Annotated in this window: 27 protein-coding genes and 1 tRNA gene; 15 read left to right on the forward strand and 13 right to left on the reverse strand. The window is 61.2% G+C overall.

Going from position 1 to position 25,750, the window contains the following annotated elements; translation table 11 throughout:
• Positions 1-42 precede the first annotated feature (42 nt).
• Genes CEW89_RS03285 through CEW89_RS03300 form a run of 4 tightly spaced genes read left to right on the forward strand, consistent with a single transcriptional unit; the run spans position 43 to position 4,050 of the window.
• A complete protein-coding gene (locus tag CEW89_RS03285) occupies positions 43-1,437 on the forward strand; it encodes a cryptochrome/photolyase family protein (protein ID WP_096807112.1) in 1,395 nt (464 codons plus the stop codon).
• Positions 1,438-1,492: 55 nt separating this feature from the next.
• Positions 1,493-2,719: an SAM-dependent methyltransferase gene (locus CEW89_RS03290; RefSeq protein ID WP_096804892.1), complete on the forward strand. Its 1,227-nt coding sequence runs from the start codon at positions 1,493-1,495 to the stop codon at positions 2,717-2,719.
• Positions 2,720-2,746: 27 nt separating this feature from the next.
• Positions 2,747-3,187 carry a TrgA family protein gene (locus CEW89_RS03295; RefSeq protein WP_066708171.1) on the forward strand — a complete coding sequence of 147 codons (441 nt, stop codon included), beginning with the start codon at positions 2,747-2,749 and terminating at the stop codon, positions 3,185-3,187.
• Positions 3,178-4,050, forward strand: coding sequence for an NUDIX domain-containing protein (locus CEW89_RS03300; RefSeq protein WP_096804893.1), 873 nt, complete (start codon positions 3,178-3,180; stop codon positions 4,048-4,050). The genes CEW89_RS03295 and CEW89_RS03300 overlap by 10 nt, the downstream gene beginning before the upstream one ends.
• 18 nt (positions 4,051-4,068) lie before the next feature.
• Here the strand turns inward: CEW89_RS03300 and CEW89_RS03305 are convergent, their stop codons facing one another.
• The 3 genes from CEW89_RS03305 to cobA form a co-directional block, all read right to left on the reverse strand.
• Positions 4,069-5,289, reverse strand: a complete 1,221-nt coding sequence (locus tag CEW89_RS03305) for an MFS transporter (protein WP_096804894.1) — start codon at positions 5,287-5,289, stop codon at positions 4,069-4,071.
• Between the two features lie 105 nt (positions 5,290-5,394).
• On the reverse strand, positions 5,395-6,669 hold the full coding sequence (locus tag CEW89_RS03310; RefSeq protein WP_096804895.1) for a cobyrinic acid a,c-diamide synthase CobB: 1,275 nt from the start codon (positions 6,667-6,669) through the stop codon (positions 5,395-5,397).
• Entirely contained in the window at positions 6,669-7,526 is an 858-nt protein-coding gene (cobA, locus tag CEW89_RS03315; protein ID WP_096804896.1) for a uroporphyrinogen-III C-methyltransferase, read from the reverse strand. Before cobA ends, CEW89_RS03310 begins: the two co-directional genes overlap by 1 nt.
• Positions 7,527-7,619: 93 nt before the next feature.
• Here cobA and CEW89_RS03320 point away from each other — a divergent pair, with 93 nt between their 5' ends.
• The 7 genes from CEW89_RS03320 to CEW89_RS03345 all read left to right on the forward strand — a co-directional run bounded on the left by CEW89_RS03320 (position 7,620) and on the right by CEW89_RS03345 (position 13,349).
• Positions 7,620-8,663: a cobalt-precorrin-5B (C(1))-methyltransferase gene (locus CEW89_RS03320; RefSeq protein ID WP_425321029.1), complete on the forward strand. Its 1,044-nt coding sequence runs from the start codon at positions 7,620-7,622 to the stop codon at positions 8,661-8,663.
• A complete protein-coding gene (locus tag CEW89_RS03325; RefSeq protein WP_096804897.1) occupies positions 8,664-9,401 on the forward strand; it encodes a precorrin-6A/cobalt-precorrin-6A reductase in 738 nt (245 codons plus the stop codon).
• Positions 9,401-10,024: a DNA-3-methyladenine glycosylase family protein gene (locus tag CEW89_RS03330; protein ID WP_096804898.1), complete on the forward strand. Its 624-nt coding sequence runs from the start codon at positions 9,401-9,403 to the stop codon at positions 10,022-10,024. Before CEW89_RS03325 ends, CEW89_RS03330 begins: the two co-directional genes overlap by 1 nt.
• 64 nt (positions 10,025-10,088) lie before the next feature.
• Positions 10,089-10,757, forward strand: a complete 669-nt coding sequence (locus CEW89_RS03335) for an alpha/beta hydrolase (protein ID WP_096804899.1) — start codon at positions 10,089-10,091, stop codon at positions 10,755-10,757.
• 165 nt (positions 10,758-10,922) lie between these two features.
• Positions 10,923-11,048 carry a hypothetical protein gene (locus tag CEW89_RS21375; RefSeq protein WP_274377284.1) on the forward strand — a complete coding sequence of 42 codons (126 nt, stop codon included), beginning with the start codon at positions 10,923-10,925 and terminating at the stop codon, positions 11,046-11,048.
• Between the two features lie 70 nt (positions 11,049-11,118).
• On the forward strand, positions 11,119-12,630 hold the full coding sequence (locus tag CEW89_RS03340; protein ID WP_244906192.1) for an ATP-binding cassette domain-containing protein: 1,512 nt from the start codon (positions 11,119-11,121) through the stop codon (positions 12,628-12,630).
• 134 nt (positions 12,631-12,764) lie between these two features.
• Complete coding sequence (locus CEW89_RS03345; RefSeq protein ID WP_066708147.1) at positions 12,765-13,349, forward strand: HNH endonuclease; 585 nt, start codon at positions 12,765-12,767, stop codon at positions 13,347-13,349.
• Between the two features lie 54 nt (positions 13,350-13,403).
• On the opposite strand, the gene CEW89_RS03350 is transcribed toward CEW89_RS03345, so the two are convergent.
• Positions 13,404-14,354, reverse strand: coding sequence for a radical SAM protein (locus tag CEW89_RS03350; RefSeq protein WP_096804901.1), 951 nt, complete (start codon positions 14,352-14,354; stop codon positions 13,404-13,406).
• A gap of 278 nt (positions 14,355-14,632) precedes the next feature.
• Between CEW89_RS03350 and zwf the strand changes: the two genes are divergently transcribed.
• The 3 genes from zwf (at position 14,633) to pgi (ending at position 18,516) form a co-directional block, all read left to right on the forward strand.
• Positions 14,633-16,087 carry a glucose-6-phosphate dehydrogenase gene (zwf, locus tag CEW89_RS03355; RefSeq protein ID WP_096804902.1) on the forward strand — a complete coding sequence of 485 codons (1,455 nt, stop codon included), beginning with the start codon at positions 14,633-14,635 and terminating at the stop codon, positions 16,085-16,087.
• Positions 16,084-16,755, forward strand: a complete 672-nt coding sequence (pgl, locus tag CEW89_RS03360) for a 6-phosphogluconolactonase (protein WP_096804903.1) — start codon at positions 16,084-16,086, stop codon at positions 16,753-16,755. The genes zwf and pgl overlap by 4 nt, the downstream gene beginning before the upstream one ends.
• Before the next feature lie 138 nt (positions 16,756-16,893).
• Positions 16,894-18,516 carry a glucose-6-phosphate isomerase gene (pgi, locus tag CEW89_RS03365; RefSeq protein ID WP_096804904.1) on the forward strand — a complete coding sequence of 541 codons (1,623 nt, stop codon included), beginning with the start codon at positions 16,894-16,896 and terminating at the stop codon, positions 18,514-18,516.
• A 42-nt stretch (positions 18,517-18,558) separates the two neighbouring features.
• Here the strand turns inward: pgi and CEW89_RS03370 are convergent, their stop codons facing one another.
• The gene (locus tag CEW89_RS03370) at positions 18,559-18,852 is read right to left on the reverse strand and encodes an SCP2 sterol-binding domain-containing protein (RefSeq protein ID WP_066708135.1); all 294 of its coding nucleotides are present in this window, start codon (positions 18,850-18,852) and stop codon (positions 18,559-18,561) included.
• Between the two features lie 62 nt (positions 18,853-18,914).
• Positions 18,915-19,433, reverse strand: coding sequence for a DUF2938 family protein (locus tag CEW89_RS03375; RefSeq protein WP_096804905.1), 519 nt, complete (start codon positions 19,431-19,433; stop codon positions 18,915-18,917).
• 65 nt (positions 19,434-19,498) lie between these two features.
• Between CEW89_RS03375 and CEW89_RS03380 the strand changes: the two genes are divergently transcribed.
• Positions 19,499-19,963 (forward strand): helix-turn-helix domain-containing protein, encoded by a 465-nt coding sequence (locus CEW89_RS03380; RefSeq protein WP_096804906.1) that lies wholly within the window; start codon positions 19,499-19,501, stop codon positions 19,961-19,963.
• Here the strand turns inward: CEW89_RS03380 and CEW89_RS20660 are convergent.
• The 7 genes from CEW89_RS20660 to CEW89_RS03415 form a co-directional block, all read right to left on the reverse strand.
• Positions 19,918-20,262: a hypothetical protein gene (locus CEW89_RS20660; RefSeq protein ID WP_157779747.1), complete on the reverse strand. Its 345-nt coding sequence runs from the start codon at positions 20,260-20,262 to the stop codon at positions 19,918-19,920. The two genes, CEW89_RS03380 and CEW89_RS20660, sit on opposite strands and share 46 nt — an antisense overlap.
• A 69-nt stretch (positions 20,263-20,331) precedes the next feature.
• The gene (locus tag CEW89_RS20665) at positions 20,332-20,652 is read right to left on the reverse strand and encodes a hypothetical protein (protein ID WP_157779748.1); all 321 of its coding nucleotides are present in this window, start codon (positions 20,650-20,652) and stop codon (positions 20,332-20,334) included.
• 7 nt (positions 20,653-20,659) lie between these two features.
• Positions 20,660-22,492 (reverse strand): hypothetical protein, encoded by a 1,833-nt coding sequence (locus tag CEW89_RS03390; protein WP_096804908.1) that lies wholly within the window; start codon positions 22,490-22,492, stop codon positions 20,660-20,662.
• Complete coding sequence (locus CEW89_RS03395; RefSeq protein ID WP_096804909.1) at positions 22,489-23,817, reverse strand: DUF4123 domain-containing protein; 1,329 nt, start codon at positions 23,815-23,817, stop codon at positions 22,489-22,491. The genes CEW89_RS03390 and CEW89_RS03395 overlap by 4 nt, the downstream gene beginning before the upstream one ends.
• A gap of 440 nt (positions 23,818-24,257) precedes the next feature.
• Positions 24,258-24,331: transfer RNA gene (locus tag CEW89_RS03405), tRNA-Gly, on the reverse strand.
• Between the two features lie 75 nt (positions 24,332-24,406).
• Positions 24,407-24,949, reverse strand: coding sequence for a hypothetical protein (locus CEW89_RS20670; RefSeq protein WP_157779749.1), 543 nt, complete (start codon positions 24,947-24,949; stop codon positions 24,407-24,409).
• A 68-nt stretch (positions 24,950-25,017) separates the two neighbouring features.
• Entirely contained in the window at positions 25,018-25,647 is a 630-nt protein-coding gene (locus tag CEW89_RS03415) for a fasciclin domain-containing protein (RefSeq protein ID WP_066709923.1), read from the reverse strand.
• Between the last annotated feature and the right edge of the window lie 103 nt (positions 25,648-25,750).

The following is a 25,750-nucleotide window of genomic DNA, read 5'->3' on the forward strand; positions in this document are numbered from 1 at the left end:
AAATGCCCTATATCATCGGCAGATGTTGATATGGGACAGGTTATGACGGCGATTTGGTGGATCCGGCGCGATTTTCGGTTTGAGGATAACCCGGCGCTTGTGGCGGCAGCGGCGCGTGGCGCGGTGTTGCCGGTGTTCATCCGGGACGAGACGGTGGACGGGCTGGGGGCTGCGCCGAAATGGCGGCTTGGGCTGGGCCTTGCGCATCTCGTGGAGCGCATCGAAGCTCAGGGCGGGCAGGTCGTACTGCGCTCCGGGTCTGCGAAAGACGTTTTAAAACAGATCGTTGCCGAGACCGGCGCAGAGGCGGTTTTCTGGAACCGGCTTTACGACAAGGCCTCGATCGCGCGGGATACCGAGGTCAAATCGGCATTGAAAGACACCGGTATCGAGGCACAATCCTCAAATGCGCATCTTTTGTTCGAGCCCTGGACGGTCTCGACGAAAACCGGCGGCTATTACAAGGTCTACACGCCCTACTGGAAGGCCGTGCGCGAGATCGGGGCGGGACAGCCGGTGAAAACACCGCAGGTCACATGGGCCGGGGCGCCCGAAAGCGAGGCTCTGGAGGACTGGACCCTCGGGGCCGAAATGCGCCGGGGGGCGGCGGTGGTTTTGCCCCATTGCCATGTCGGCGAAACGTCGGCAAAGCGTCGGCTTTCCGTCTTCCTCGACACTCATGTGGGCGACTACAAGGCCCGGCGCGATTTTCCCGCCGATCCGGTCTGCTCGGGCCTGTCGGAAAACCTGAGTTATGGTGAAATCTCGCCCCGGACCATCTGGCACGCGGGGCTTCATGCCATGGAAGAGGGCGCGGCTGGCGCGGAGCATTTCCTCAAGGAACTCGTGTGGCGCGAATTCGCCTATCATCTGTTGTATCACGAACCCGATCTGCCGGAGCGCAATCACCGCGACGGCTGGGACGCGTTTCCCTGGCGGGGCGACAACGAGGACGCAGAGAATTGGCGGCGCGGGCGCACCGGCGTGGGCTTTGTCGATGCCGCCATGCGCGAGATGTTCGTGACCGGCACAATGCACAACCGCGCGCGGATGATTGCGGCCTCTTACCTGACGAAACATCTGCTGACGGACTGGCGGGTGGGGCTCAAATGGTTCGAGGATTGCCTGATCGACTGGGACCCGGCGTCGAATGCCATGGGGTGGCAATGGGTAGCGGGCTGTGGCCCGGACGCCGCGCCGTATTTTCGGATTTTCAACCCGGACGGTCAGGCGGAGAAATTCGACCCGGACGGTACCTATCTGCGGCGCTGGATCGCCGAAGGCGCGGGGCAGCCGACGCAAACCGCGCTGTCCTATTTCGACGCCGTGCCGAAATCATGGGCGCTTTTGCACAAGGATGCACCAGCAACCCCAGCAATTTCGCTCAAGTCCGGGCGGGAACGCGCGCTTCTGGCTTATGAGACGCTAAAGGGGTGACGGATCGGAGATTTGCGTTACTCTGGGGCTGATATGGCAGTCAGGAGGCGCAGATATGCCCGGGACAGCACCCGTTTTGATCAGCACCGAAGGGCAGGGCGATCTGCCCCGGTATTTTCCGCAGGTCTTTGCCATGGCGCAAAGCATGGCGGCCGGACAGCTCGATTTCATCCTGCCCGACGGGCGAGTGTTTCGCGCGGCTGGCCCTGCGCCGGGGCCGGTTGCGGCGCTCAACATCCATTCGAACGATGTCTTTGCCCGGCTGATCCGCGAGGGCGATCTGGGGTTCTGTGACTCCTACATTGAGGGTGGCTGGTCGAGCCCGGATTTGCAGGATTTTCTCGATCTGCTGCACGCGGGCAATGACGTGCTGTACGACGGGTTTCCCGGCATGGGACTCCTGCGCGCTTTCGAGCGACTGCGGCACTGGATGAACGCCAACACGCGCAAACAGGCCAAGAAGAATATTTCCTATCACTACGATCTCGGGAATGAGTTCTACAGCCTCTGGCTCGATGACTCGATGACCTATTCCTCGGCCCTGTTCGAGACCGGACAGGAGAGTCTGGAGCAGGCACAGCGCGCGAAATATGCGTCCCTGATTGACGAAATGGGCGTCAAGGACGGCGATCATGTGTTGGAGATCGGCTGCGGTTGGGGCGGGTTCGCGGAATATGCGGCGGGGGAGCGTGGCTTGCGCGTCACCGGGCTGACGATCTCCGAAGAGCAGTTCAAATTCGCTGCCGAGCGGATCAAAAAGGCGGGTCTGTCGGACCGGGTGCAGTTGAAATTGCAGGACTACCGCGACGAGCGGGGGGCCTATGACGGCATTGCCTCCATCGAGATGTTCGAAGCGGTGGGGGAGAAATACTGGCCGACCTATTTCGGCAAGCTCTTCGAGTGCCTGAAACCGGGCGCCAATGCCACGCTCCAGATCATCACCCTCACGGATGCGCGGTTCGAAAGCTACCGCAAATCCGTCGATTTCATCCAGAAATACATCTTTCCGGGCGGCATGTTGCCCAGCCCCTCGGCGCTTCGGGACCAGATCGACAGCGCGGGACTGCATTTCCGGGGCTCGAAGGAATTCGGCGAGAGCTACAGTCAGACGCTCCGGCGCTGGCACGAGACCTTCAATGCCGAATGGGAGCGGGTCGCCGCACTTGGCTTCGACGAGCGGTTCCGCCGGATGTGGAATTTTTACCTGACCTCTTGCGCCGCCGCGTTTCACGGGGGAAACTGCGACGTAACACAGGTTACAATGACACGACCGGGGGCCTGAACCCCGAGAATTCAGAGCAGGTCACAGATGCCCACAGCCGCCAAACTCGTCGCAGCCCTCTGGTTTGCCCTTTTGGCATGGTTCGCCGCCGAATTGGTGATCCCCTACCTGCCGGAAGGCACACAAGTCGGGTTGTTTTCCTATATCACCGGGGTCATCGGACTGTTGACCGGCTGGGTCTTTCTCGGGCGGCGCGCGGGCGACACGATGGCGGCGGCACTGAGCTACGGGTTTTCGGCCTCGGTCATCCTGACATTCTGGGCGATCTTCTATTTCTCCTTCGAAATGATGATCCACCGCTCGCTCGACAAGCATTATCGCGGCCCGACGCAGGCGCTGATGTCGATGGTGGACATGATGCGCGACAACGGTTTGTTGATGCTGAAATGGGACATTGTCATCGTATTGGTCGCGGGCGGGTTCTTTGGCGGTTGGATCACTGAGAAGGCGGCGCGCAAATGGTCGTAAGCGATGTTTTTGCGCCGCTGAAAGCCCGGTTCAACTCGGATCAGGTGGCGTTCCTGCGGGCGGTTCTCGACGGCGATGAGCCGTTCCTGTCACCGGCTCTGATCGCGGCTGCCGCCGAGGAGGTGGTGCTTTACGAGCGCGAACGCGAGGTGGAGGAGTTGCGGGCGCTGCGCTCCGCGATCTTCATCCGGGCCTGGGCAAGGCTGACCGCAGCGGCGGGCGAACGTCCGAGGGCGGAAGGCCGGACCGATCTGTCGCGGGCCGATGTGACGCTGATGTCCCGGAAGATTCCCTATTCGCATTTCTTTGCGCTCGACGACAGCGTGCTGACGCATCGGTTGTTCGACGGCGGCAGTTCCGAGGTGATGACCCGCGCGGGATTTCTCATGGCGGATGCGGCGACGGTGCTGCCCTATGATCCGGTGCGCGACCATGTGCTGGTGATCGAGCAGTTCCGCTTCGGCCCCTATGCGCGCGGGGATGCTCGGCCCTGGATGCTGGAGCCCATTGCCGGGCGGATCGACACCGGCGAAGGCCCGGAGGCGACGGCGCGGCGCGAGGCGGAGGAAGAGGCGGGTGTCACGATCGGGGCGCTTCACAAGGTGGCGGAATATTACCCGTCCTCGGGCGCGATCACCGAATATGTGACCTCTTATGTGGGGATTGCGGACCTGCCCGAGAGCCTCGCCAAATCGGGCGGCGGGCTAGATCACGAGCATGAGGACATTGCGTCCTATGTGATCCCGTTTGCGCGGCTGATGGAGATGTGCGACGCGGGTCAACTGGACGTGGGGCCGCTTTACATGTCGGCGCTGTGGCTTTCGCGTCATCGCGACCGGATCAGGGCAGAGGCGGGGGTGTAAAGGCCCCCGCCCACCGCGTTACCCTTTGTTTTTCGGCTGCATCCAGAGCCAGATCAGCGCCGCACCGGCGAGCGTCAGGAGCGGGATCATCGTCAGGTTGACCGCGATCCAGCCGTCCTGTGCCGAACCGCCGGAACAGTTCAACAGACCGCCGGAGGCCAACGAGGCCAGCGTCACGCCGCCGAAGACGATCAGGTCGTTCATGCCCTGAACGCGGCCACGCTCCGACGGCTCATGGGCCGAGGAGAGCATGGCCGTTGCGCCGATGAAGCCGAAGTTCCAGCCGACGCCCAGAAGGATCAGCGCGCCGAAGAAATTCTCCAGCTCCACCCCCATCATCGCCACGACACCGGCGGCGCCCAAGATGACGAGGCCCAGCGACATGATCCGCTCGACGCCGAATTTGGCGATCAGATAGCCGGTGAAGAAGGACGGCAGGAACATCGCGATGACGTGGGCGGAAACGATATTGGCGGCGGTGTTCTGTTCGAACCCGCAGCCCACGACGGCGAGCGGCGTCGAGGTCATCACGAGGTTCATCAGCGCATAGGAGGTGGTGGCGATGATGATCGCAACCGCAATGCGCGGGGTCTTCAAAAGCTCCATCCGCGAGCGCCCGATCAGGTGGTGATGGGTCGACACCGGCGGTTTCGGGATGTCGAGGAAGAGAAACAGCAGCGAGCCGACGATGTTGATCGCGATCACCGCGAGATAAGTGCCGAGGAAGGGCACGACCATGGCTTGCGACGTCACTTTCACAAGCTGAGGCCCGATGATGGCGGAGGCGAGCCCGCCCGCCATGACATAGGAGATCGCTTTCGGGCGGAAGGACTCGTCGGCAGTGTCGGTGGCGGCAAAGCGGAAGAAGCCCTGCGCCGATTGATAGACGCCGGTGAAGAACCCGCCGAGAACGAAGAGCCAGAAACTTTGGTGCAGAAGCGCATAGGCGCCGATTCCCGCGCCAATGGTGCCCGACCCGGTGCCGATCCAGAACCCGACACGACGGCCCCAGCGCTGCATCGCGGCCGAGAGCGGCGTGGCGGCCATCATCGACCCCAAAACGGTGGCGGAAATCGGCAGGGTGGAGAAACAGAGGTTGGTCGCCAGAGACTGACCGGCGAGGCCGCCGATGGTGAAGATCATCGACATCTGCGCGCCCAAGAAGGCCTGAGCGAGGACGAGGATCATCACGTTGCGCCGGGCGCGCTGGGTGTCGGGGCTGAGGGCCGTGTCGGTCATGAAGCGTCCGTGTGCATGTTTTTGAATGTGTCGTCTCAGCGTTTAGCCGCTCAGCCGCGTCCTGAGAACCCGCGTTCTTCAAGGGGCGCTGTGCAGAAACGGGGATTATGACGGGATCGCGTCGATCAGATGCAGGAACGATCCCGCGACCGAGCCGGAGATCAGCCCTTGCGGTCCGAGATCGGTGCCTTCGGCATCCGAGGCGGCAAAAAGCGGCGTGCCCTCGGCCTTGAGCGTCGTGGCATAGTGAAACTCATGCGCCGCCCATCGACCGGGGAACGGCCCGTTCACGGCCTGCGCATGGCGGTAGCCCAGATGCAGCTTACGCGCGGCAAAGGAGGTTTCGAGCCGCAAAAGCCCGGCCATTTTGTGCCGCACCCCGTCCTTGTCGATCAGCCCGTCTCCCAACACCATATAGCCGCCGCATTCACCGTAAACCTGACGCCGCGCGGCGGCTTCGCGGAGCCCCTGAAGGAACTGATGATTGGCGGCGATCCGTCCGGCGTGCAATTCGGGGTAGCCGCCGGGCAGGTAGACCAGATCGGCGGGCGGCGGCGTTTCATTGGCCAGAGGCGAGAACAGCCGGATCTCCGCCCCCTGCGCCCGCCAGTCCGCGAGGAGATGCGGATAGGTGAAGGCAAAGGCCGCGTCCTGCGCCACCGCAAGGCTCTGGGCGGGCGGCGGAACGCGCGGGGTGTGATCTGTGACAGGCAGCGGGGTGGCGAGATTTTGGATCAGGTCGAGATCGAGCGCGCCCTCGACCGCCTCGGCGGCGGCGTCGAGAAAGGCGTCGAGATCGGGACGTTCTCCCGCCTGCACAAGGCCGAGATGACGGTCGGGATGGCTAAGCGCAGTGTTGCGGGGCAGGGAGCCGATCAGCGGGATGTTCAGCGGCGCAAGGGCGCGGGCGAGCATCTCCGCATGGCGCGGCGAGCCGGTTTTGTTGAGGATCACGCCTGCGATTTTCACACGCGGATCGTGATGGGCAAAACCCGCCACCAGCGGCGCAACGGACCCGGCCATGCGCGAGGCATCGACCACGAGAAGAACGGGGATGTCGAACAGCCGCGCGAGATCGGCACAGGCGCCCTTGCCCTCGGGCGGCGCGCCGTCGAACAGGCCCATGGCGCCTTCGACGATCAGGAGACCGTTGCCTGAGGCAAGGCTCGTGAGCCGGTCAGGCGTCATCGCCCAGGCGTCGAGATTGACACAGCTCCGCCCGGTGGCGGCCTCGTGAAACCGCGGGTCGATGTAATCCGGGCCGGATTTCGCGCCGCGCACCGGCACGCCGTGCCGGGTCAGCGCGCGCAGGATGCCAAGCGTGACAGTGGTTTTGCCGGAGCCGGAGGCGGGCGCGGCGATCAAGAGGCCCGTGGTCATCAGCCTTGTTCTGCCGGTTTGCCACGACCCAGCGGATCGGTGTTGCGCGGGGCTTCCCCCCGCATCAGGGCCTGCCAGTCAAGCACCTGGCGCATCAGCACCGCGCGCCCGACACAGATGATCGCGGGCGGCTCAAGCCCTGCATTGGCGATGTCCTCGACCATCGCGTCCAGCGTGGTTTCCAGCACCCGTTGTTCGGGCAATGTGGCCTGCGACACGACGGCGACGGGTTCGTCTGCGGGTCGTCCGGCCTTAAGGAGGCCGTCGCGAATGGTCGGGGCGTGTTTCATCCCCATGTAGATCACCAGAACGCCGGAGGCGCGCGACAGGGCCTCCCAATCAAGGCTGCCGGTCGGGCCGCCGGTCTGATCGTGGCCGGTGACGAAGCTCACCGATTGGTTGACGTCGCGGTGGGTGACCGGGATGCCCGCATAAGCGAGCCCGCCGATCCCCGCCGATATTCCCGGCACGATGCGCACCGGCACGCCATGTTGGATGAGCGTCTGGGCCTCTTCGCCGCCGCGGCCAAAGACGAAGGGATCGCCGCCCTTGAGCCGCAACACGCGTTTGCCCGCGCGGGCGAGATCGACGAGTTGCAGCGAAATATCGGCCTGTTTCGCAGAGGGCTTGCCGCCGCGTTTGCCGGCATAGACCAGTTCGGTGCCCTCGGGCGCCCAGCTCAAAATCTCCTGCCCCACAAGCGCATCGTAAACGATCACATCGGCCTGCCGCAGCGCATTGATCGCATGCAGCGTCAAGAGGCCGGGATCGCCGGGACCCGCGCCACAAAGCCAGACCCAGCCGGGTTCCAGTGTGGGCCAGTCGCCCGAAGGGAGGGAGAGCGTCGATTCTGTCATATCTGTTTTATGACGAAGGCCGGGGGGCGGGGGAAGCCTGTTTGGTGGCACGAATGCGTCTGGCGGAAGCTGGGCGGCTGGCTTATCGTGACCATGATGACCGAGACTTCACCTCCTTTGCGCCGTGGCTGGACCACGGGGGCCTGCGCGACGGCGGCAACCCGCGCGGCGCTAATGGCGCTGTGGGGCGAGGGCTTCCCCGACCGTGTGCGGATCACATTGCCGAAAGGCGAGCGGCCCGAATTTGCCCTGTCGCACCGGGCCGAGGGGCCGGGCTGGGCCGAAGCGGGCGTGATCAAGGATGCGGGCGACGATCCGGACGTGACCCATGGCGCGGAAATCCGGGCGCGGGTCTGTGCCTCCGGGGGTGGCGTCGTGTTCCGGGCGGGTGCGGGCGTGGGGACGGTGACGAAACCGGGCCTGCCGATCCCGCCGGGAGATCCCGCGATCAACCCGGTGCCGCGCGAGATGATGGCCGGGCAGGTGGCGGAGATGGCGAAACGGCTGGGGCAGGCGGGAGATGTGGAGATCACGGTCTCCATTCCCGGCGGCGAAGAGATCGCGCTCAAGACATGGAACCCGCGCCTTGGCATTCGGGGCGGGCTGTCGGTTTTGGGCACGACGGGCGTGGTGCGGCCGTTCTCCTGCGCGGCATGGATCGCCTCCATTCAGCGCGGCGTCGATGTGGCGCGCGCCGAGGGGCTTTGCCATGTGGCGGGTTGCACGGGCGCGACGTCTGAGCGCGCGGTGCGGGGGCTTTACGATCTGCCCGAGGGCGCGATGCTCGACATGGGCGATTTCGCGGGCGGGCTGCTGAAATACCTGATGAAACACCCGGTGCCGTGCGTCACCATCGGCGGCGGTATCGGCAAGATCGCCAAGCTGGCGCAGGGCGAGATGGACCTGCATTCCAAGCGGTCGCAGGTCGACAAACCTTATTGGGCCGCCGAGATGGGCGACCCGGATCTTGTGCATTGCAACACGGCGCTGGAGATTTACGACCGTCTGGGGGCTGACTTTGCCGCGCGGGTGGCGCAGAAAGCGCTGGAACAGGTCGAGACACGGTTCGGCGGGCGCGGCTGCGCTTTCGACATCGTGGTGATCGACCGCAAGGGCACCATTATAGGACGGGCATAAATGATCCTTCTTCTCGCAGGCAGCACCGAGGCGCGCAATCTGGCCGGTCATCTGGCCTCTTCGGGGATCAAGGCCGTGGCCTCTCTGGCGGGGGTGACCGACGATCCGCTGACCTATCCGATCGAGACGCGTGTCGGGGGCTTTGGCGGCGAAGAGGGGTTTCGCGCCTATCTCAAGGAGGCTGGCACCACCGCCGTGATCGACGCCACAAACCCCTTTGCCGAGGCGATCACCGCGCGCACGGCGCGGGTTTGTCGTGAGCTGGGCCTGCCGTATCTGCTTTATGAGCGCAAAATCTGGCGCTCGCAGCCGGGCGACGCCTGGCATCACCTCTATGATCTCGCGGAGCTGCCCGCGATGATCCCCGAAGGCGCGCGCGTGTTCCTTGCGACCGGGCGGCAGAGCCTTGATCGCATCGGGCCGCTTTTGCCGGGGCGGCATCTGATTTGCCGGGTGATTGATGCGCCGACGCAGCCGTTTCCCTATGAGGGGGACTGGATCACCGGGCGTCCGCCGTTTTCGGAAGCCGAAGAGATTGCCCTGTTCGAGCGCCTCAAACCGGATTTCCTCGTGGTGAAAAACGCAGGCGGTGCGGCGCGCGGCAAGCTGGACGCGGCGCGCAAGCTCGGCATTCCCATTGCCATGATCGCCCGCCCGCCGGTGCCCGAGGGCGTTGAGCGGCGCGAGCAAGTGCTCGATGCGCTGGAATGGGCGGAAACCCATGGTGAGACCTTCTGATGCGGATCATCGCCTGTGACGCGGATGTCGCCGAAGGGGCGGCGCATCTGGCCACATGCGAGCCGCGTTTTGCCCATGCGCTGAGCCTCACCGGGCCTTTACCGCTCCGGCGGCGCAAGGACGGGTTCGAAGAGCTTCTGGGCGCCATCGTCAGCCAGCAAATTTCGGTTGCCGCCGCCAATGGCATCTGGCGGCGTCTGAAGGCAGCCAAGCTCACAGGGCCGCGCAAGGTGCTTTGGGCCAGCGAAGACGATCTGCGCGCCTGTGGCCTGTCGCGGCAAAAGGTGCGCTATGCCAAGGCCTTGGCCGAGGCGCGGATCGACTACCGCGCGCTGCGGGACGCGCCCACGCCCGAGGTGGTTGCGACCCTGACCGAGGTGCCGGGGATCGGCGTCTGGACGGCGGAAATCTATGCGATGTTCTCGCTCGGCCATGCCGATGTGTTTGCGCCGGGCGATTTGGCCTTGCAGGAAGCGGCGCGTCTGTTGTTCGATCTGCCGGACCGCCCGAAAGAGCGCGCGCTGCGGCAGATGGCCGAGGATTGGGCGCCATGGCGGGCGGTCGCGGCGCGGGTGCTCTGGGCCTATTACCATGTGGCCAAACAACGCGAGGGTGTGCGGTAAGCCCGGTTGCGAAGCCCCTGCTTTGTGCTTAGAGCTTGGCCATGACCCAGTTTGAGAGGACCCCATGAGCGATCTGACCAACCACAAACGCGACAGCCTGTCGGGGCGCACGAGCTCTGCGGTGATCTTCCTCCATGGCTATGGCGCCGATGGCAACGATCTCCTGAGCCTTGCCGATCCTTTGGGCGAACACCTGCCAGACACGATGTTCTTCGCACCGGACGCGCCCGAGGTCTGTACTGGCAACCCGATGGGATTTCAGTGGTTTCCGATCCCGTGGATCGACGGTTCCTCGGAAGAGGAGTCGCGTAACGGCATGCTTCGCGCAGTCGATGAGCTCAATGACTATCTCGACAATCTTATGGTCGATTACGGGTTCGAGGCCGAGCAGATCGCTCTCGTGGGCTTTTCGCAGGGCACGATGATGTCGCTGCATGTGGCGCCGCGCCGCGAAGAGGCGATGGCCTGTGTCGTTGGCTTTTCCGGGCGGCTGATTGCGCCGGAGATGCTCGCCGACGAGATGAAGGTGAAACTGCCGATCCTGCTGCTGCATGGCGATCAGGACGAGGTGGTGCCGCCACAGTCGATGCCGGAGGCGGGGCAGGCGTTGCAGGAGGCCGGATTCGAGACCTACGCGCATATCATGCGCGGCATGGGACATGGCATCTCGCCGGACGGTCTGGGCGTCGCACTGGCGTTTTTGCGGGAAAAGCTGGGCTATGAGGCCGGATAAGGCGGCGTGACGTAACGGTCTTGCGCATCGCGGGTGCGAAAGGGACGAAAGTTAGCCTTCTGTTCACTTTTTTCACCACATGATGAGCGCGACCCCTTGACCCTGCACCTTCGGGTGTTACCTATTTTTATACATAGCTAGGAGGGCTGACCTATGGACATTCTCATGACGACCGCACTCGCCTTGATCGCAACCGGTGTCGTGGTGGCCTATGCCTTCCTTTCCCAGCGTCCGACTGAGGAACGTCTCCCTGTCCGCATCCGTGTTGAGGACCGCAAACGCAAGCTCTGAGCTTGCGTCATCAGGTTCTGAACCGCGTGTAGCTTTCGATCTGACCCTCGGGCCCGGTGTGACCGGGCTTGTGGGCCGAAATGGATCGGGGAAATCCTCGCTTCTCAAATTTATTGCAAGCTCTGGGCTAACGGGGGCAACTGACCTGCCCGTGATGGGGGAGGTCTCACTCTCCGGCCCCGTGCGCCTGCTCGATCAATCGCCCGATCCGCAGGCCCGGCTGTGCGGGCTGTTCGGCTGTGCCGAAGCCTGGGCCGACCTCAGGCACGCTCTGGCCGGAGAGCCTACACGGGGGGCGTTTGAGGCGGTCGACTGGACGCTTGAGGACCGCATGGTGGCGCAGCTCACGCGTTTCGGGCTGCCCGGAATGGCGCCTGAACGGCGTCTTGGCGCGCTGTCGGGAGGGCAGCAATTGCGCGCCTCTCTGGCCGCGTTGTTTTTCGACGCGCCGGAGATCATCCTGCTGGACGAACCGACCAATGCGCTCGACACGGAGGCGCGGGAGGTTCTGGCGGCGGCGTTGAAATCTCATCGTGGCATCGCGCTGGTCGCAAGCCATGACCGCACGCTTCTCGAAGAGGTCGACCGCATCGTGTCGCTGGAACCGGACGGCTCGGTGGCCCAGTTCGGCGGTGGCTGGTCGGCGTTTCAGACCGCCAGGGAGGCGGAGCGTGCCCGGCTCGTGGCAGAGGCCGACAAGGCCGCTCGCGCCCTGCGTCAACATCGGGCACAGGTCGAGGAGGCCGCAGCCCGACAGGCAAGGCGCGCGCGTCAGGGCAAGGCGTTGCGCGACGGCTCGCAATCGAAGATGCTGCTGGACAAGGCCAAGGAAGGCGCTGAAGGCGCGGCCGGTGGACGGCTCCGGGCCACGGCTCGACGGCAGGAGGCACTGGGGGCGGCACAGGCAAGCGCAGTCAACCGGATCGAGGTCGTAACACCGGTGGCGATGGTCTTTCCCGAGATCAACCTGCCCGCGACGAAACAGGTGCTCGTGCTGCGCGAGGCGGTGTTTGCCATTGGCGATCGGCGGATCGGGCCGATCACCCTGAGCCTGACGGGGCCGGAAAGGCTGGCGATCAGCGGCCCCAACGGCGCAGGGAAATCGACGCTCCTGCGCGGCATCGCAGGCAAGATCGCGCCGCTGTCGGGCGAGGTGATCCGTCCGGTCAAATGCGCCCGGCTCGACCAGAGTGGCGGTCTTGCGGGACCGGGGAACCTGATCGAGGCGGCGCGCCGCGAACATCCGCATCTCGAGCCCGCCGAGATCCGCACCGCACTGGCACAGGCCGGGTTTCGCGGTGATACCGCGCTGAAACCGGTGGCGGTGCTGTCGGGCGGCGAGCGGCTCAGGGCCGCGATTGCACTTTTGGGCGCGGGTGGCTATCCGGCACCGCTTCTTTTGCTCGATGAGCCGACGAACCACCTCGATCTCGATGCGTTGGAGGCGCTGGAAGAGGGGCTTTCTCAGTGGCGTGGCGCGCTGATCGTGATCAGCCACGATGCGCATTTCCTGCGGAAACTGGAGATTTCGGCGAGGTTCTGCCTGAATTCGCGTCACATGGGCGTCACGAAAGCCCTGTAAAGACCGAGGCGAAGGTTTCGCATATTCTGAGGCTTGTCAGGTCAAAGCCGCGATATATAGTGAATCACAAGATGTGGGACGGGTCGTCCCGTCCCGCCAGCCGAGAGTTGAGCAGGACGAGGACCAGTGCACCCATGGATGGAGACTTCAGGACACATTTTGTCAGGGAACCCAACGCGGCCAAGGCGCATCCCGCGCTGGTGCTGAACGCGGATTACCGGCCGCTCTCTTATTACCCGCTGTCGCTCTGGCCCTGGCAGGAGGCGATCAAGGCGGTCTTCCTCGACAGGGTCGACATCGTGGCGGAATATGACGACTTCGTTCATTCCCCGAGTTGCAAGATCCGCATCCCTTCGGTCGTCGTCCTCAAAGATTATGTCAAACCTCAAAAGCGCGTGGCCTTCACGCGCTTTAATTTGTTTTTGAGGGATGAATTCCGCTGCCAGTATTGCGGTTCGAAAGGCGATCTGACCTTCGATCACGTCATTCCGCGCGCCCGGGGCGGCATCACGAGCTGGGAAAACATCGTGGCGGCCTGCGTGCCCTGCAACCTCAGGAAAGGCTCGAAATCGCTGCGTCAGGCCGGGATGAACCTGCGCAAGCCGCCGCGCGCGCCCGGCGCCGAAGAGCTCAAGAACATGGGGCGCAAATTCCCGCCGCATCACCTGCACGAAAGCTGGATCGACTTTCTCTATTGGGATGCCGAACTGGACATGTGAACTTCGGGCTTTTCCGAGGACCTAAATACTCAAATCCCGTGCGATGAAGCGCGATCAGGCGGAACAGGACGCGCCGCCCAGCACACAGAATTTCGCACAATGCGGATGATTGAGTGCAACCTCGCCCATGGCGCCCGCAAGCGTCGGACCTAGGTCGAACTCTGCCTCATAGGGCAAAAGCGTGCAGGCGACCACCGACGGCGCTGCCCCCTTGCGTTTCACCACCATGCGTTGCGACGCGCACATGATCTCCGAAGGCGATTTGCCAAGAATGCCCCAGCAGGCGGTGGTAATTTCCGGGACCTCGACCGTTATGTCCATCTCCGGGAAAATCACGGTTTTCGCCGGATGATCCGGGTCGATGTCATAGCCGCGATCGGCAGAAAGCGCGGCAAATCCGGCGCGGGTCTCGGCCTCTGTTTCATGCCAGAGCGAGCGGGCTGCGACGGTCATGGCGATGCCGTGATCGCGCAGCCAATCCATACCCGCAAGCGTCGTTGCGAAACTGCCCTTACCGCGCATGGCGTCATGATGTGCGGCGGTGAAATGATCGAGGGAGATACGGAGCGTGAGCCGACCGGGAAACGCCGCGTTCAGCTCTTCGATCGCGCTCAAAACGGCGGGCCGCTGCATCGGGCGCATGGCATTGGTGAGCACCAAAACCTCATAGCCCCGCGCCAGCGCCACCCGCATCATCGCAGGCATCTCGGGGTTCATGAATGGCTCGCCGCCGGTAAAGCCGATCTCGCGCGGGCGCATCCCGAGAGTGTCGAGCTCGTCGAGATAGCTCTCAACCTCCGCCGCCGTCATATAGGTCAGGGCATCGTTGGTCGGCGAGCTGTCGATATAGCAGTTCACGCAGGTGATGTTGCACAGCGTGCCGGTGTTGAACCACAGGGTCTCGAGCCACTCAAGCGCCACACGGGCGCGGGTCTCGCCCTTGGCTGTCATCGCCGGATCGGAAAATTTTCCAATGTTGGCAATCTCTTGGTTCTGATCTTTCATTGAAATGGCTCTCTGGCGGGCGGAGGAAGCAGGATATGGCGGCATCGGATCAGAGGCAGGGTAGTCCTCCAGCGGCGTGGTGAAAAGGTCTCACTTTTTTGCACAGCACCCGCCGGTGGAGGATTTGTCCCTAAGGACACTTGAGAGGTTGCGTGGCGGTGCTAGACTTCTTCCGGGCAAGGCGTTACGACAGGGGTTCGTTAGCGCTAACACTCAAAGCGCTGTGAGAGAGGGGCAGTCCGCTCTCACGCGGCTCAAACGCGAAAAGGAACACAGCCATGGCGTCACGCGTCATTCCGGTCGACGATTTCGATCTGGTGATCTTCGGGGGCACGGGGGATCTGGCGCGCCGGAAAATCCTGCCGGGGCTTTACCGCCGGTTCTGCGCCGGTCAAATGCCACCCACGGCACGCATCATCGGGGCGGCGCGCTCCGAACACGACACGGAAGAGTTCCGCCGCATCGTGCGTGCGGCGATCCTCGAATTCTCTTCGAAACACAGCTGCGACGAGGCGCTGATCGGCGATTTCCTCAAGCGGCTCGATTATGTGCAGGTCGATGCCCGTGGCGAGGACGGTTGGGACGCGCTCAAGGGGATGATGCGCGACGATGTGATCAAGGCCTATTATTTCTCGGTGGCGCCGTCACTGTTTGGCGACATTGCCGAACGGCTGATGAGCCATGGTATCGCCGATGACAAGGCGCGCATCGTGGTCGAGAAACCTTTTGGCCGCGATCTCAAAACCGCCAAGGCGCTGAACCGCGATCTCGCGAAACATTTCGACGAGACGCAGATTTACCGCATCGACCATTATCTGGGCAAGGAAACGGTGCAGAACCTCATGGCGGTGCGCTTTGGCAATATCCTGTTCGAGCCGCTGTGGAATTCGCAATACGTGGATCACATCCAGATCACCGTAGCGGAGACCGTCGGCGTCGGCGGGCGGGGCGAATATTACGACCGCTCGGGCGCCATGCGCGACATGGTGCAGAACCACCTGATGCAGCTTTTGTGCCTGATCGCGATGGAGCCGCCCTCGCGGTTCGAACCGGATTCGGTGCGCGACGAGAAGCTCAAGGTGATCCGCGCTTTGGAGCCGATCGACCATCACCATATCGTGCGCGGCCAGTATGACGCGACCGACGACGAACCATCGTACCGCGAAGATGCGGGCGATCCGCGCTCGCGCACCGAAAGTTTCATTGCGCTCCGCTGCATGATTTCGAACTGGCGGTGGGCGGGCACGCCGTTTTTCCTACGCACCGGCAAGAAACTCAAGGCGCGCAATTCGGAGATCGCCGTGGTGTTCAAGGATGCGCCGCATTCGATCTTTGGCGAGGAGGCGGGGCGGCATGCCAACCTGTTGTCGATCCGCCTGCAACCGAACGAGGGCATGACGCTCAAGGTGACGATCAAGGAGCCGGGGCCGGGGGGAATGCGCCTGATCGACGTCCCTCTGGACATGTCCTTTGCTGAGGCGCTCGGCGAGGATGCCGAGGAGATCACCGACGCCTATGAGCGCCTGATCATGGATGTGATCCGTGGCAACCAGACGCTGTTCATGCGGGGCGACGAGGTGGAAGCGGCCTGGGCCTGGACCGATCCTCTGATCGAAAGCTGGGAGGCGCGCGGCGACGTGCCGAAACCCTATGAGGCCTATTCCTCGGGCCCCGAGGAGGCGGCGATCATGCTTCATCGCGAGGGGCGGCGCTGGCGGGAGATCAAGGGATGAATTTCGTCGAATTTCCCGACCGCGAAGTGATGCTGCTCGATCTCGCCAACAAGATCGCGGGGGAATTGCGTGCGGCCCTTGAGGTCGAGGACCGTGTCAGTTTCTGTGTGCCCGGCGGCACGACGCCAGGGCCGGTGTTCGACATCCTCTCGGGCGTGTCGCTCGACTGGGGCCGGGTCGATGTGCTTCTGAACGACGAGCGCTGGGTGCCGGAAAGCTCGGAACGCTCGAACACGGCGCTTCTGAAACGGCGTTTGTTGGTGGGCCAGGCGTTGGCGGCGCGGCTCATCCCGCTCCATCGCGACGTACCGACGCCGGAGGAAGGCCTGCCGGGGCTGATGCCTGCGGTGGAGGCGGCCCTGCCGCTCAATGTGCTTTTGCTCGGCATGGGGACGGATATGCACACGGCCAGCCTGTTTCCCGGAGCCGATCAGCTTGAGCTGGGGCTCTCGGAGGACGCGCCGACGCTTTTGGCGATGCGCGCGCCCGGCGCGGGTGAGCCGAGGATCACGCTTTCGGCCAAGGCGCTCAAAACCGCGATCTCGACTCACATCCTGATCACCGGAGCGGAGAAACGCGCGGCCCTCGAGCGTGCGGAAACCCTGTCGGAGATCGAGGCACCGGTGCGCGCTTTTCTGGCCGATGCGACAGTGCATTGGGCACCCTGAGCTCTGCGCGAACCGTTTCGTGTTGAAATTTCCTCTTTTGCGAGGAAGGTTTAGCGTCCCTGAAACAATTCGACTATAAGCAGAATGAAAGAACCGGGCTGACAGGCGCGTCGGCCCGAGCCGCCGAAAGGACTTGCAATGACTGTTGATTTTGCCGCCCTCAAATCGCTGCGCAGTGCAAGCGCAGACCGTCATATCCTCGATCTCTTCGCAGAGGATTCAGACCGGGCCTCACGGTTCTCGGCGATGGCGGACGGGCTTTTGTTCGATTACTCGAAGACCAACATCGACGAAGCGACGCGGACGGCTCTGTTCGACCTTCTGGATGTGGCGGGGGTGCCGGAAAAACGCGAGGCGATGTTCTCGGGAGAGAAGATCAACGACACCGAGGGGCGTGCAGTACTGCATACGGCGCTGCGCAACCTCGATGGTGGGCCGGTCATGGTCGACGGCAAGGATGTGATCCCCGGTGTGCGCCATACGCTGGCGCGGATGGACGATTTCGCCGACCGGGTGCGGCGCGGCACGATCACGTCCTATTCGGGCGTGCCGTTTGAAAACGTGGTGAATATCGGCATCGGTGGCTCCGACCTTGGGCCGGTGATGGCCTATGAGGCGCTCAAGCCCTATGCCGACGGGCCGCATTGCCATTTCGTCTCCAATGTCGACGGCGCGCATGTGCATGATGTGCTCTCCGGGCTGAACCCCCAGACCACGCTGGTCATCGTCGCCTCCAAGACCTTTACCACGATTGAGACCATGACCAATGCGCAGACGGCGCGGGACTGGTTGGTGAAAGCGGTGGGCGAAGAGGGCATTTCGAAACATTTCGCGGCGCTGTCGACCGCGAAGGACAAGACCGCCGCTTTCGGCATCGACCCCGATCTGGTGTTCGGTTTCGAGGATTGGGTCGGCGGGCGCTATTCGGTTTGGGGACCGATCGGGCTGTCCTTGATGCTGGCCATCGGGCCGCAGCGCTTTGCCGAATTCCTGCGCGGCGGGCAGGCGATGGACACGCATTTCCGCACCGCCGAATGGCAGGACAACCTGCCGGTGCTTTTGGCGCTGGTGGGCGTCTGGCACAATCAGGTCTGCGGCTATGCCACCCGCGCGGTGCTGCCCTATGAGCAACGTCTGCTGCGGCTTCCAGCCTATTTGCAACAGCTCGAAATGGAATCGAACGGCAAGCGCGTGGCGATGGACGGCCGCGCTTTGCCGTTCGACAGCGGGCCGGTTGTCTGGGGCGAGCCGGGCACCAACGGTCAGCACGCGTTTTACCAGTTGATCCATCAGGGCACGCGGGTGATCCCCTGTGAATTCATGGTCGGGCGTTTCGGTCACGAACCGGGTCTGGCGCATCAGCATGAGCTTTTGGTCTCGAACTGTCTAGCGCAGTCCGAAGCGCTTTTGCGTGGCAGGTCTTTGGCGGAAGCCACGGAGATCATGAGGAAAAAAGGGTTCGAAGGGGCAGAACTCAAGCGGCAGGCACAGCACCGGGTTTTCCCGGGCAACCGGCCTTCGACAACGTTGGCCTATGAGAAACTGACGCCCTTCGTGCTGGGCCAGATTGTGGCGCTTTACGAGCACCGGGTGTTTGTCGAGGGTGTGATCCTCGGCATCAACTCCTACGACCAATGGGGCGTGGAGTTGGGCAAGGAGCTGGCTCTGGCGCTGCAACCGGTGCTGGCCGGCGAGGCCGATGGCGCGGGCAAGGACGGCTCGACGTTGCAGCTCGTCGACTACCTGAAGATGAACGGGTAGCGCCTTGAAATAAGGAAAAAATGGCCCATTGATGGGCCATTTTTATCCGAACAGGTTGCCGAATTTCAGCGCGGTCTTGGCATCGCCTGCAATCTTCAGCTTGCCGAACATGGCGGCTTTCATCGGGTTCAATTGTCCCGCGAGGATTTTCTCGAAGGTCGGCTGGTCGGCGATGATGGCGCAGTCGGCACGGTCGTCTGAAATCTCCGCCGTATCGCCCTTGATGATGAGATTGCCGATTTCCTTGATCCTGAGGGACACGGATTTTTCGAAATTCTCGCCCTTGAGCCGTTCGGTCAGCGCCGCTTGCGCGATGTCCAGAAAGTCTTTGGTCATGTGAGGTCCTCCCGGCAAAATCCCTAGCCGGTCGAAGCGGACAGCCAAAGCGAAACCTCACGTCACAGGGGCCGTGCGACCATATTCCAGATCAGCGCGGCGAGAAACAGACCGAGACCGAAAGACAGATGTGCGACCAGGCTGCGCCAGCGTGCCACGCCGGGGCGAGGTGACCGGGCGGCGGCAAAGCCAAAGCCGAAGGCCGGTTGCATCACGCAGTAGGGCAAGAGAACGGAGGCAGCTCCGATGAACATGGCGGGGCCGAAGATCTCTCCGGCGGCAAGCTCCGCCGGCCCCCGGTGCGCCCCGAGCCAAAGCAGCAGCAGGGCGGCAAAGCCGATGCCGATCAGGTAATGCAAGGCCCAGCCGACGGGACGTTCTCCGGCAACCGGCGGGCTGTCGAGGATGGTGCGATGGCGGAACCGGCCCCGCGCCATGCCAAGCCCCCAGCGCCCGACGAGCGCATAATCGAGCGAAGGGATCTGCCAGAGGCGTTGGCGCAGGAGGGCCACCGCATCCATGAAAAGCGTTGCGCCGATGCCCATGAGTGCGGCATCCGCCATGAAGGTCAAAATCGTCATCTGTCTCTTTCCTTGATTTGAGGGAAGAGCTATCCTGCCACTTCAAGTCAACTTGAGGTCAAGCCATGTTTCTCGATATTTCCGAAGTGGCGAAACGCAGTGGATTTTCGGCATCGACCCTCAGATATTATGAGGAAAAAGGATTGATCTCCTCGGTGGGTCGCCGTGGTCTCCGGCGGGTGTTCGAAGCACGGGTGCTCGACACGCTGGACGTGATCAGCCTTGCGCGTTGGGCCGGGTTCAGCCTCGACGACATTCGTGACTGGATATCGTCCGAGGGGCAGGTGGCGATCGACCGCGACCGGCTTGAGGCGCGAGCCGGGGAAATCGCAACCTTAGCGGCCCGCCTCACTTCGCTGGCCGAAATGCTGCGCCATACGGCCGATTGTCCGCACGAAGATCACTTCGACTGTCCCGAGTTCCAGCGCATGCTACGCGCCGCGCGGCGGCGCAAGCCCGGCAGGCAGTTACAGGGTGATGAGCTTTATCGCTTCACCGTCTTTGCGGAACACCGCCACGATCTTGGTTGAGGGGCCGAAAACTGTAGGGTTACTGCACCGCCAGTGTTGCCGCCAGATACAAAGGCTTTGAACTTTGGGTGACTTATAACCCCGTCATAAGCCTTCACATAATCCTCAGGCGTGTTGAACTGCGTCGCATGTTCCCTTATGTGCTTGATATTATTGCTCATTGTAATCGGCACGTCACCCTTGCCCGGAACATGGATCGTCGCGCCGCCAAAATCCGGCGGCGTGCCGTGTTTGATCGGGTCGTAGGGCACGCCATACTTTTTGAAGAACTTGTCATGGTCCACAACGGAACCTGTCATGGGATCCAGACCATGCAGGACGCGATTCAGAAGTTGCTTTTGGGGCAGAGGCGTTTCGAGCCAGATTGCTTACCAATCTTTAGGCTTGGGGCGGTTCCAATAGTCGGTCACGTCCGGCTCTTCACCACTCTCAAAGGCGTATTTGTAAACGTCTTCGAAGAACCGGCGGGCGGATTTTTCGTCCTTAGCTACACAGGCTGTTGCCCATCTGAAATCATCCATACCTAAAAGATTATATTTGAGACGACGTTCGTACTCTGCTTTCAATTCTTCTCGTTTGTGCTCTGAGAGAGATTGGATGAGTATTGGCACATCGTCACTCATTGCAACATTCACATTAAAATGGCCAATTAAGGCATACAAGCTTGCCTCTGTTTCTTGGAGGGTCATTCTTCACCTAAGGGTTGGGATACATTGTTTTGAGTAGATAAGTGCCGTTCGCATCTTTTGCGAAAACAGGTACAAGCTCTGTATTTGGACCAAACACTGTTGGCTTTCCAAATTCATCGTAGCCTTTGATGCGTGATTGAAAGTTTGGACCAAATATATCTGACATTTTTATTCCCTTTACTGCACCGCCAGTGTTGCCGCCAGATACAAAGGCTTTGAACTTTGGGTGACTTATAACCCCGTCGTAAGCTCGCACATAGTCTTCAGGCGTGTTGAACTTCGTCGCATGTTCCCCGCTTATATGCTTGATCTTATTGCTCATTGTAATCGGCACGTCCCCCTTGCCGGGGACGTTGATCGTCGTCCCGCCAAAATCCGGCGGGGTGCCGTGTTTGATCGGGTCGTAGGGCACGCCATACTTTTTGAAGAACTTGTCATAGTCCACAACGGAGCCTGTCATGGGATCCAGACCATGCAGGACGCGATCCAGAAGCTGTTTGTCGGTCACGGCCCCTTCGTGCCTCTGGGGGCCATGTCCCTGTCTGGCCAGATCATCGAGTTTCTGGATCCAGTGCCGGGTCGGAATGATGACCTTCTTAACAGGTTCGAGACTTTTCGTTTCCCGAATATACATGCTTTGCCGCAATTTTTGGCCAAGCGGGCCAACTTTGGCAATGATCGGCTCGGCTGTTTTCAGGAATGCGACAAAGGCATAAACCTTGCTATTCGCATTGATTATTTTCCGCAGCTTGCTGGCCAGAGACGCGATCTTGCCCGCAATGATCACCACCGCCCCGGCGGCACCGACACCTGTCGCGGCAAGAAGCGCCGACACGATCAGGCTGATCACCCACATCAGGAGCTCAGGCAGGACAAACCCGATACCTTGACCGAGAATTTCTGCCCAGAAGTTCGGTGTCATCAGCGTGATGACGCGCATGATGCTATTGGCGATGAGGCCCAGAACCGGTGTGCGGCGGAAGACTTCCAACAACCCGTTCAGAAATTCAGATCCTTTGGCGAAGAGATCGCTCATGAGGGTGCCGAACTCGCCGATGACTCCTTCTGCGGTTCTGAGGGCTGCCAATGGATTGAGTGCTGCAAACAGCTTGTCAACATCGCCGGACAGCAGTCCCCGCATGAATTCTGTCAAAGCTTTGACGACTTCCACGCCGGTCGTGATCGCTTTGGCATGTGTCTGAGCGATGTCTTGCAATGTGTCTATCGGGTTCGACACACGATCCCAGACTGCATTTCCCACCTTCGCAGCAGAGCTTTTAAGCGCTCCGGCAACTGATCCCCAAAAGTCCTTTTCTCCGTCCCACCAACTCGACATTCCACTGCCGACACCGGTGATGAAGTCACCGCTGGCGCCCAGCCAACCGTCGCTGTTCCACTCCGTAATATAGGGGGCGAAGACACCAGCCATCGTGACTTCAAAGGTTCTGAGAGCCGCAACGATTTCCTGTTCAAGCGTCCATGCTTCTTCTTCCAGAGCGTTCAGCGTTTCCTCATCGCCCGTGTCGATATCGAGGGGAGTGCGTGGCAGGTCAGGTTGTTCTGAAATGCCAAGATTGGAGCGGACGGGCGGCACGTCATCGGTGCTGCATTGCGCGCCATAATTCTGAACATGGTAGCTGCGCGTTTCAGCAAGGACGACGTCTTTGTCCAGAAAACGTGTCAACACGGCAGTGGCTGGTGTTTTGTACGGGTCGTCATACAGAAAAAGGACACTGCGTGGAGCGGTGCAGCTTTGTGTCACGCCGCCATATGTGCCGGACAGTGTGTTCGCGACGGGTTCGGCCTGTGCGGTCACCTCTGCGGGGGTCATCTCGGTCATGATGCTGCTCTCTTCGGGGCGGAAAGGTGCTCCATACGGGCTTTGAGGGCGCTCATTTTGTCGATCTCACTTAAAGGACTTTTGCAAATATCGGACAGGCGGCCAGAGGGGTCTTTATGTTCAAAGCTCTGGCCAAAGAACAACGACCATGCCGCCAGAATATAAAGGTGTTTTTGTTGCCTGAACCCGTAGCCGACCATGCGATGTACGGGATCTTCGATCAGGGAGAGGATCGTCTCTTCGGAATAGTTTTTAAGATCTTTCGGGAAGCCTTTTTTCAGAGCTTCCGCCAGCGTCCAAAGGTCCTTGCGCTCACGCTCTCTGGAAAAGGGGGCGAGGTCGTATTCTGTGATTTCAAAGGGCTTCGAGGGGGTGTTCGCTGTGTACACCAGCGTATGTTGCAATACAATTTCCCGGACGGTTTTGCCGCCATCCTGATCGGCCAGCAGGGCGTGAACACAGAACCCGTCACGCATAAACCAGCGCTCAACGCGCTCTCGATTGTTGGCGATATGCGGGAAGTAAAGCCGCATATATTGCTCATCCCAAAAGCGGACAAAGATCGGAGTTCGCTGTCCTGCGCGCGGCACGAGGGTAAATTTCCTGAAATGCCCCCAAACCTCGCTCATGCGCGCCGTTGTACGGATGAAAATGCCGGTATTTTGCCCCCAATGCTTCGCGAAAAAGCTCTTGTGGAAGGCTGGTACGAGGCCGCCGTCGTCCCAGGCGTCATCGGGCAGGGTCATGTCGATGAGATACGGCGCACTTTCCTTAAGCTCCTCGGCGGCGGTGCCTTTGAACAGGCACTGAACCGGCACATCGACATCGTCGAGATCGAACGTTCCGATGACGTTCTTGCGCAGCGTGGCATCCACGATGAGATAGGTGCGCAGTTTCTGGCCGTCTTCCGGCTGACCGAACAACAGCTCTTTCAGCTCCGGCGCGATCCAATCCCGATCCCAGAACGGAATGCCGGTCTGATCGGGGAGCGGCGCGAAGGCATGGTCCTCAATGGTCAGATAGCTTTCCGGTTGAATGGTTTCGTGAGGCCTCATGCTTTGCATTGGTCCCAGCTCAACGGTGTTGCCGGAATGCACGGCCTGCACAAGTGCACCAACCTGCGGATGCTGCGATGTGTGATCCGAGATGTAGTGCGCGGCGGGCAGGACGTCTTCGAGCCAGATCAGCGTATAGCCACGAGGCGCCACATGCGCCTCAAGCGTTGCCCGGAAACTTTCATAATGCGCCCAAACTGCGGCCTGACAGCGATATTCTCCACCGTCGGCCTGCCGTAAATGGCAGACACCAATCCATGCTGTTCTCATCTCGCAACCAATAAACTCAGTATAGAATCAAAGCAGAGCGCAAGGCTCTCATCTTTCTACGGGCGACGCTCGCTACGGTAAAGGTTTTGACTTTGGTGAGGCAGCCTGTGCGCGCAGAGGCGCTTAGGACGGCCATGAGGCAGGCGGCGAGGCTCAGGCTCTTGAGGAACACAGAACGGCTTGTCGTGGCCGCTGTGGGTCTGGCAGAGGAAAAGCACGTGGTGATCATGGCTCAGGTCGCAAAGGTCTCATTTTCGCCCATGATCGCTAAATCCAATAGGTACGCAAGCCGAACGGCGATCCGTTTCGAAGATGAAGAGAGGCCAAATAGGCTGAACACGCCGTAAATTCGTGTTGCATTCCGTCTTTTTGAAAATGGGGAGCGCGTTTGGCTGGCGCGCAAATTAACCCGTCATTTTTCTTATAAAACAAACACTTATTGGAGCGGGTAGCGGGAATCGAACCCGCGCGTTCAGCTTGGGAAGCTGACAGGCTACCATTACATCATACCCGCCTGAGGTGAGCCTTTAGGTAGTCAAAGCCGCGGGGGCGGTCAAGCGGATAAGATTGGGTAAATGCTGTTTTTTCATTAGAAGATCAGCAGTGCGACCACGATCAAAATGGCGATAATAATAAGGACCAGCCAGGGATTGAGGGGGGCAGCGTTGATCCGCCAATACTGACCGATCGTGAGGTTTTGAAGGATGCGGGGCTTTCCACCAATGGAGGACAGTACGAACTGATCCTTGGATTTGAGTTCGGCATCCGAATAGGTATCGCTTGAGAATTGCAGATATTTTTCAGTGCCGTTCTGCGTATACCTCACATCATATTCACGAGTATTCGTTTTCCTTTGCCCACGGGACCTTTTCGAACGCGCAGTTCCCACAAGGCTCGTAAATTCAATATTACAGTTTTTGCGTGTTAGAGAGAATTCGCCTTGCCCGGAGACGGAAACCGCAGTTTGCGTCGCGCATTTGGGGCAGACAATATTCAATTGCATTGCGTTATAAATTTCATTGTTAACTGTACCTGATAAAGACGTAGCATATACGTATCTGCCTGTGAAGATTTGGCGATTGTTCCCTCCGTCGGCGCTACGATGAGCGCAGAAGCGCAGTATGGCGATCAAAAAGGCCACGCCCGGTGAGGCGCGGCCAAGAGGTCCGGTGGGATGGACATCAGGTCTTGCGATATCGCTTAGGACACCGGCATCAGCACACCGTCGACGAAGTACATCACGCCGTTGGACTGCTCGATGTCTTTCGCGAGCGTGGTCACGAGATTGCCCTGGGCGTCGCGCAGGATGAGCTCTTCGCCGGTGCCTTTCTCGACGCGGATCGGGTCGCCGGACACGGTGGTCAGGGTCACGATGTTGTTGTCGAAATCGACCGCGACATTTTCCGGCAAGGCAATGTTGTCCGGGGACTCATCGCTCTTGAGCAGATCGTCGATCATTTGCGGCGTGAATTCGCCTTTCACCAGATGGGCATTGATCACGTCCTGAAGCATATCACGGTTTTCCGGCTTCATCAGATCGGCCACGGCCTCGGCCGGAAGCTTGTCGAAGGCGGCGTTGGTCGGCGCGAACAGCGTGTACGGGCCTTCCCCCATCAGCTCTTCGGCGAGACCGGCGGCCTTCACCGCTTCGATCAGGGTGGTCAGGTTCTGTACCTTCATCGCATTTTCGGCGATGGTGGCATTCTGGTCGAGTGCCTGTTCGTTGATGATCTCGGCACCGTTCACCGGCGCGTCCGCAAATGATGCGAGCGGGGCGGCGGCCATCAGGGCAGCGGTCGACAGGGCAAGGAATTTACCACGGGTTTTCATGAGAAACCTCCGTTTCATGTTCGTCAATTTGGCGTGGGCGACGTCTTCGCCGGCCTTCTGGGGACACAACCCGGCAAAACGGGCAAAGGTTTCCCTCCGCCCG

Source organism: Celeribacter ethanolicus, from assembly GCF_002407265.1.
GTDB lineage: Bacteria > Pseudomonadota > Alphaproteobacteria > Rhodobacterales > Rhodobacteraceae > Celeribacter > Celeribacter ethanolicus.

Excerpts from the sequence above, each read along its gene's own strand:
- CEW89_RS03325 (WP_096804897.1), top strand. The coding sequence starts at position 8,664 with ATGATCCTTCTTCTCGCAGGCAGCACCGAGGCGCGCAATCTGGCCGGT.
- CEW89_RS20660 (WP_157779747.1), bottom strand. The coding sequence starts at position 20,262 with ATGACAGGTTCCGTTGTGGACCATGACAAGTTCTTCAAAAAGTATGGC.
- CEW89_RS03390 (WP_096804908.1), bottom strand. The coding sequence starts at position 22,492 with ATGACCGAGATGACCCCCGCAGAGGTGACCGCACAGGCCGAACCCGTC.
- CEW89_RS03330 (WP_096804898.1), top strand. The coding sequence starts at position 9,401 with ATGCGGATCATCGCCTGTGACGCGGATGTCGCCGAAGGGGCGGCGCAT.
- CEW89_RS03350 (WP_096804901.1), bottom strand. The coding sequence starts at position 14,354 with ATGAAAGATCAGAACCAAGAGATTGCCAACATTGGAAAATTTTCCGAT.
- CEW89_RS03335 (WP_096804899.1), top strand. The coding sequence starts at position 10,089 with ATGAGCGATCTGACCAACCACAAACGCGACAGCCTGTCGGGGCGCACG.
- cobA (WP_096804896.1), bottom strand. The coding sequence starts at position 7,526 with ATGACAGAATCGACGCTCTCCCTCCCTTCGGGCGACTGGCCCACACTG.
- CEW89_RS03320 (WP_425321029.1), top strand. The coding sequence starts at position 7,620 with ATGATGACCGAGACTTCACCTCCTTTGCGCCGTGGCTGGACCACGGGG.
- pgi (WP_096804904.1), top strand. The coding sequence starts at position 16,894 with ATGACTGTTGATTTTGCCGCCCTCAAATCGCTGCGCAGTGCAAGCGCA.
- CEW89_RS03370 (WP_066708135.1), bottom strand. The coding sequence starts at position 18,852 with ATGACCAAAGACTTTCTGGACATCGCGCAAGCGGCGCTGACCGAACGG.
- CEW89_RS03300 (WP_096804893.1), top strand. The coding sequence starts at position 3,178 with ATGGTCGTAAGCGATGTTTTTGCGCCGCTGAAAGCCCGGTTCAACTCG.
- CEW89_RS03305 (WP_096804894.1), bottom strand. The coding sequence starts at position 5,289 with ATGACCGACACGGCCCTCAGCCCCGACACCCAGCGCGCCCGGCGCAAC.
- CEW89_RS03290 (WP_096804892.1), top strand. The coding sequence starts at position 1,493 with ATGCCCGGGACAGCACCCGTTTTGATCAGCACCGAAGGGCAGGGCGAT.
- CEW89_RS03310 (WP_096804895.1), bottom strand. The coding sequence starts at position 6,669 with ATGACCACGGGCCTCTTGATCGCCGCGCCCGCCTCCGGCTCCGGCAAA.
- CEW89_RS20665 (WP_157779748.1), bottom strand. The coding sequence starts at position 20,652 with ATGACCCTCCAAGAAACAGAGGCAAGCTTGTATGCCTTAATTGGCCAT.
- CEW89_RS03295 (WP_066708171.1), top strand. The coding sequence starts at position 2,747 with ATGCCCACAGCCGCCAAACTCGTCGCAGCCCTCTGGTTTGCCCTTTTG.
- CEW89_RS03395 (WP_096804909.1), bottom strand. The coding sequence starts at position 23,817 with ATGAGAACAGCATGGATTGGTGTCTGCCATTTACGGCAGGCCGACGGT.
- CEW89_RS03375 (WP_096804905.1), bottom strand. The coding sequence starts at position 19,433 with ATGACGATTTTGACCTTCATGGCGGATGCCGCACTCATGGGCATCGGC.
- pgl (WP_096804903.1), top strand. The coding sequence starts at position 16,084 with ATGAATTTCGTCGAATTTCCCGACCGCGAAGTGATGCTGCTCGATCTC.
- CEW89_RS03415 (WP_066709923.1), bottom strand. The coding sequence starts at position 25,647 with ATGAAAACCCGTGGTAAATTCCTTGCCCTGTCGACCGCTGCCCTGATG.
- CEW89_RS21375 (WP_274377284.1), top strand. The coding sequence starts at position 10,923 with ATGACGACCGCACTCGCCTTGATCGCAACCGGTGTCGTGGTGGCCTAT.
- CEW89_RS03345 (WP_066708147.1), top strand. The coding sequence starts at position 12,765 with ATGGATGGAGACTTCAGGACACATTTTGTCAGGGAACCCAACGCGGCC.
- CEW89_RS03380 (WP_096804906.1), top strand. The coding sequence starts at position 19,499 with ATGTTTCTCGATATTTCCGAAGTGGCGAAACGCAGTGGATTTTCGGCA.
- zwf (WP_096804902.1), top strand. The coding sequence starts at position 14,633 with ATGGCGTCACGCGTCATTCCGGTCGACGATTTCGATCTGGTGATCTTC.
- CEW89_RS03285 (WP_096807112.1), top strand. The coding sequence starts at position 43 with ATGACGGCGATTTGGTGGATCCGGCGCGATTTTCGGTTTGAGGATAAC.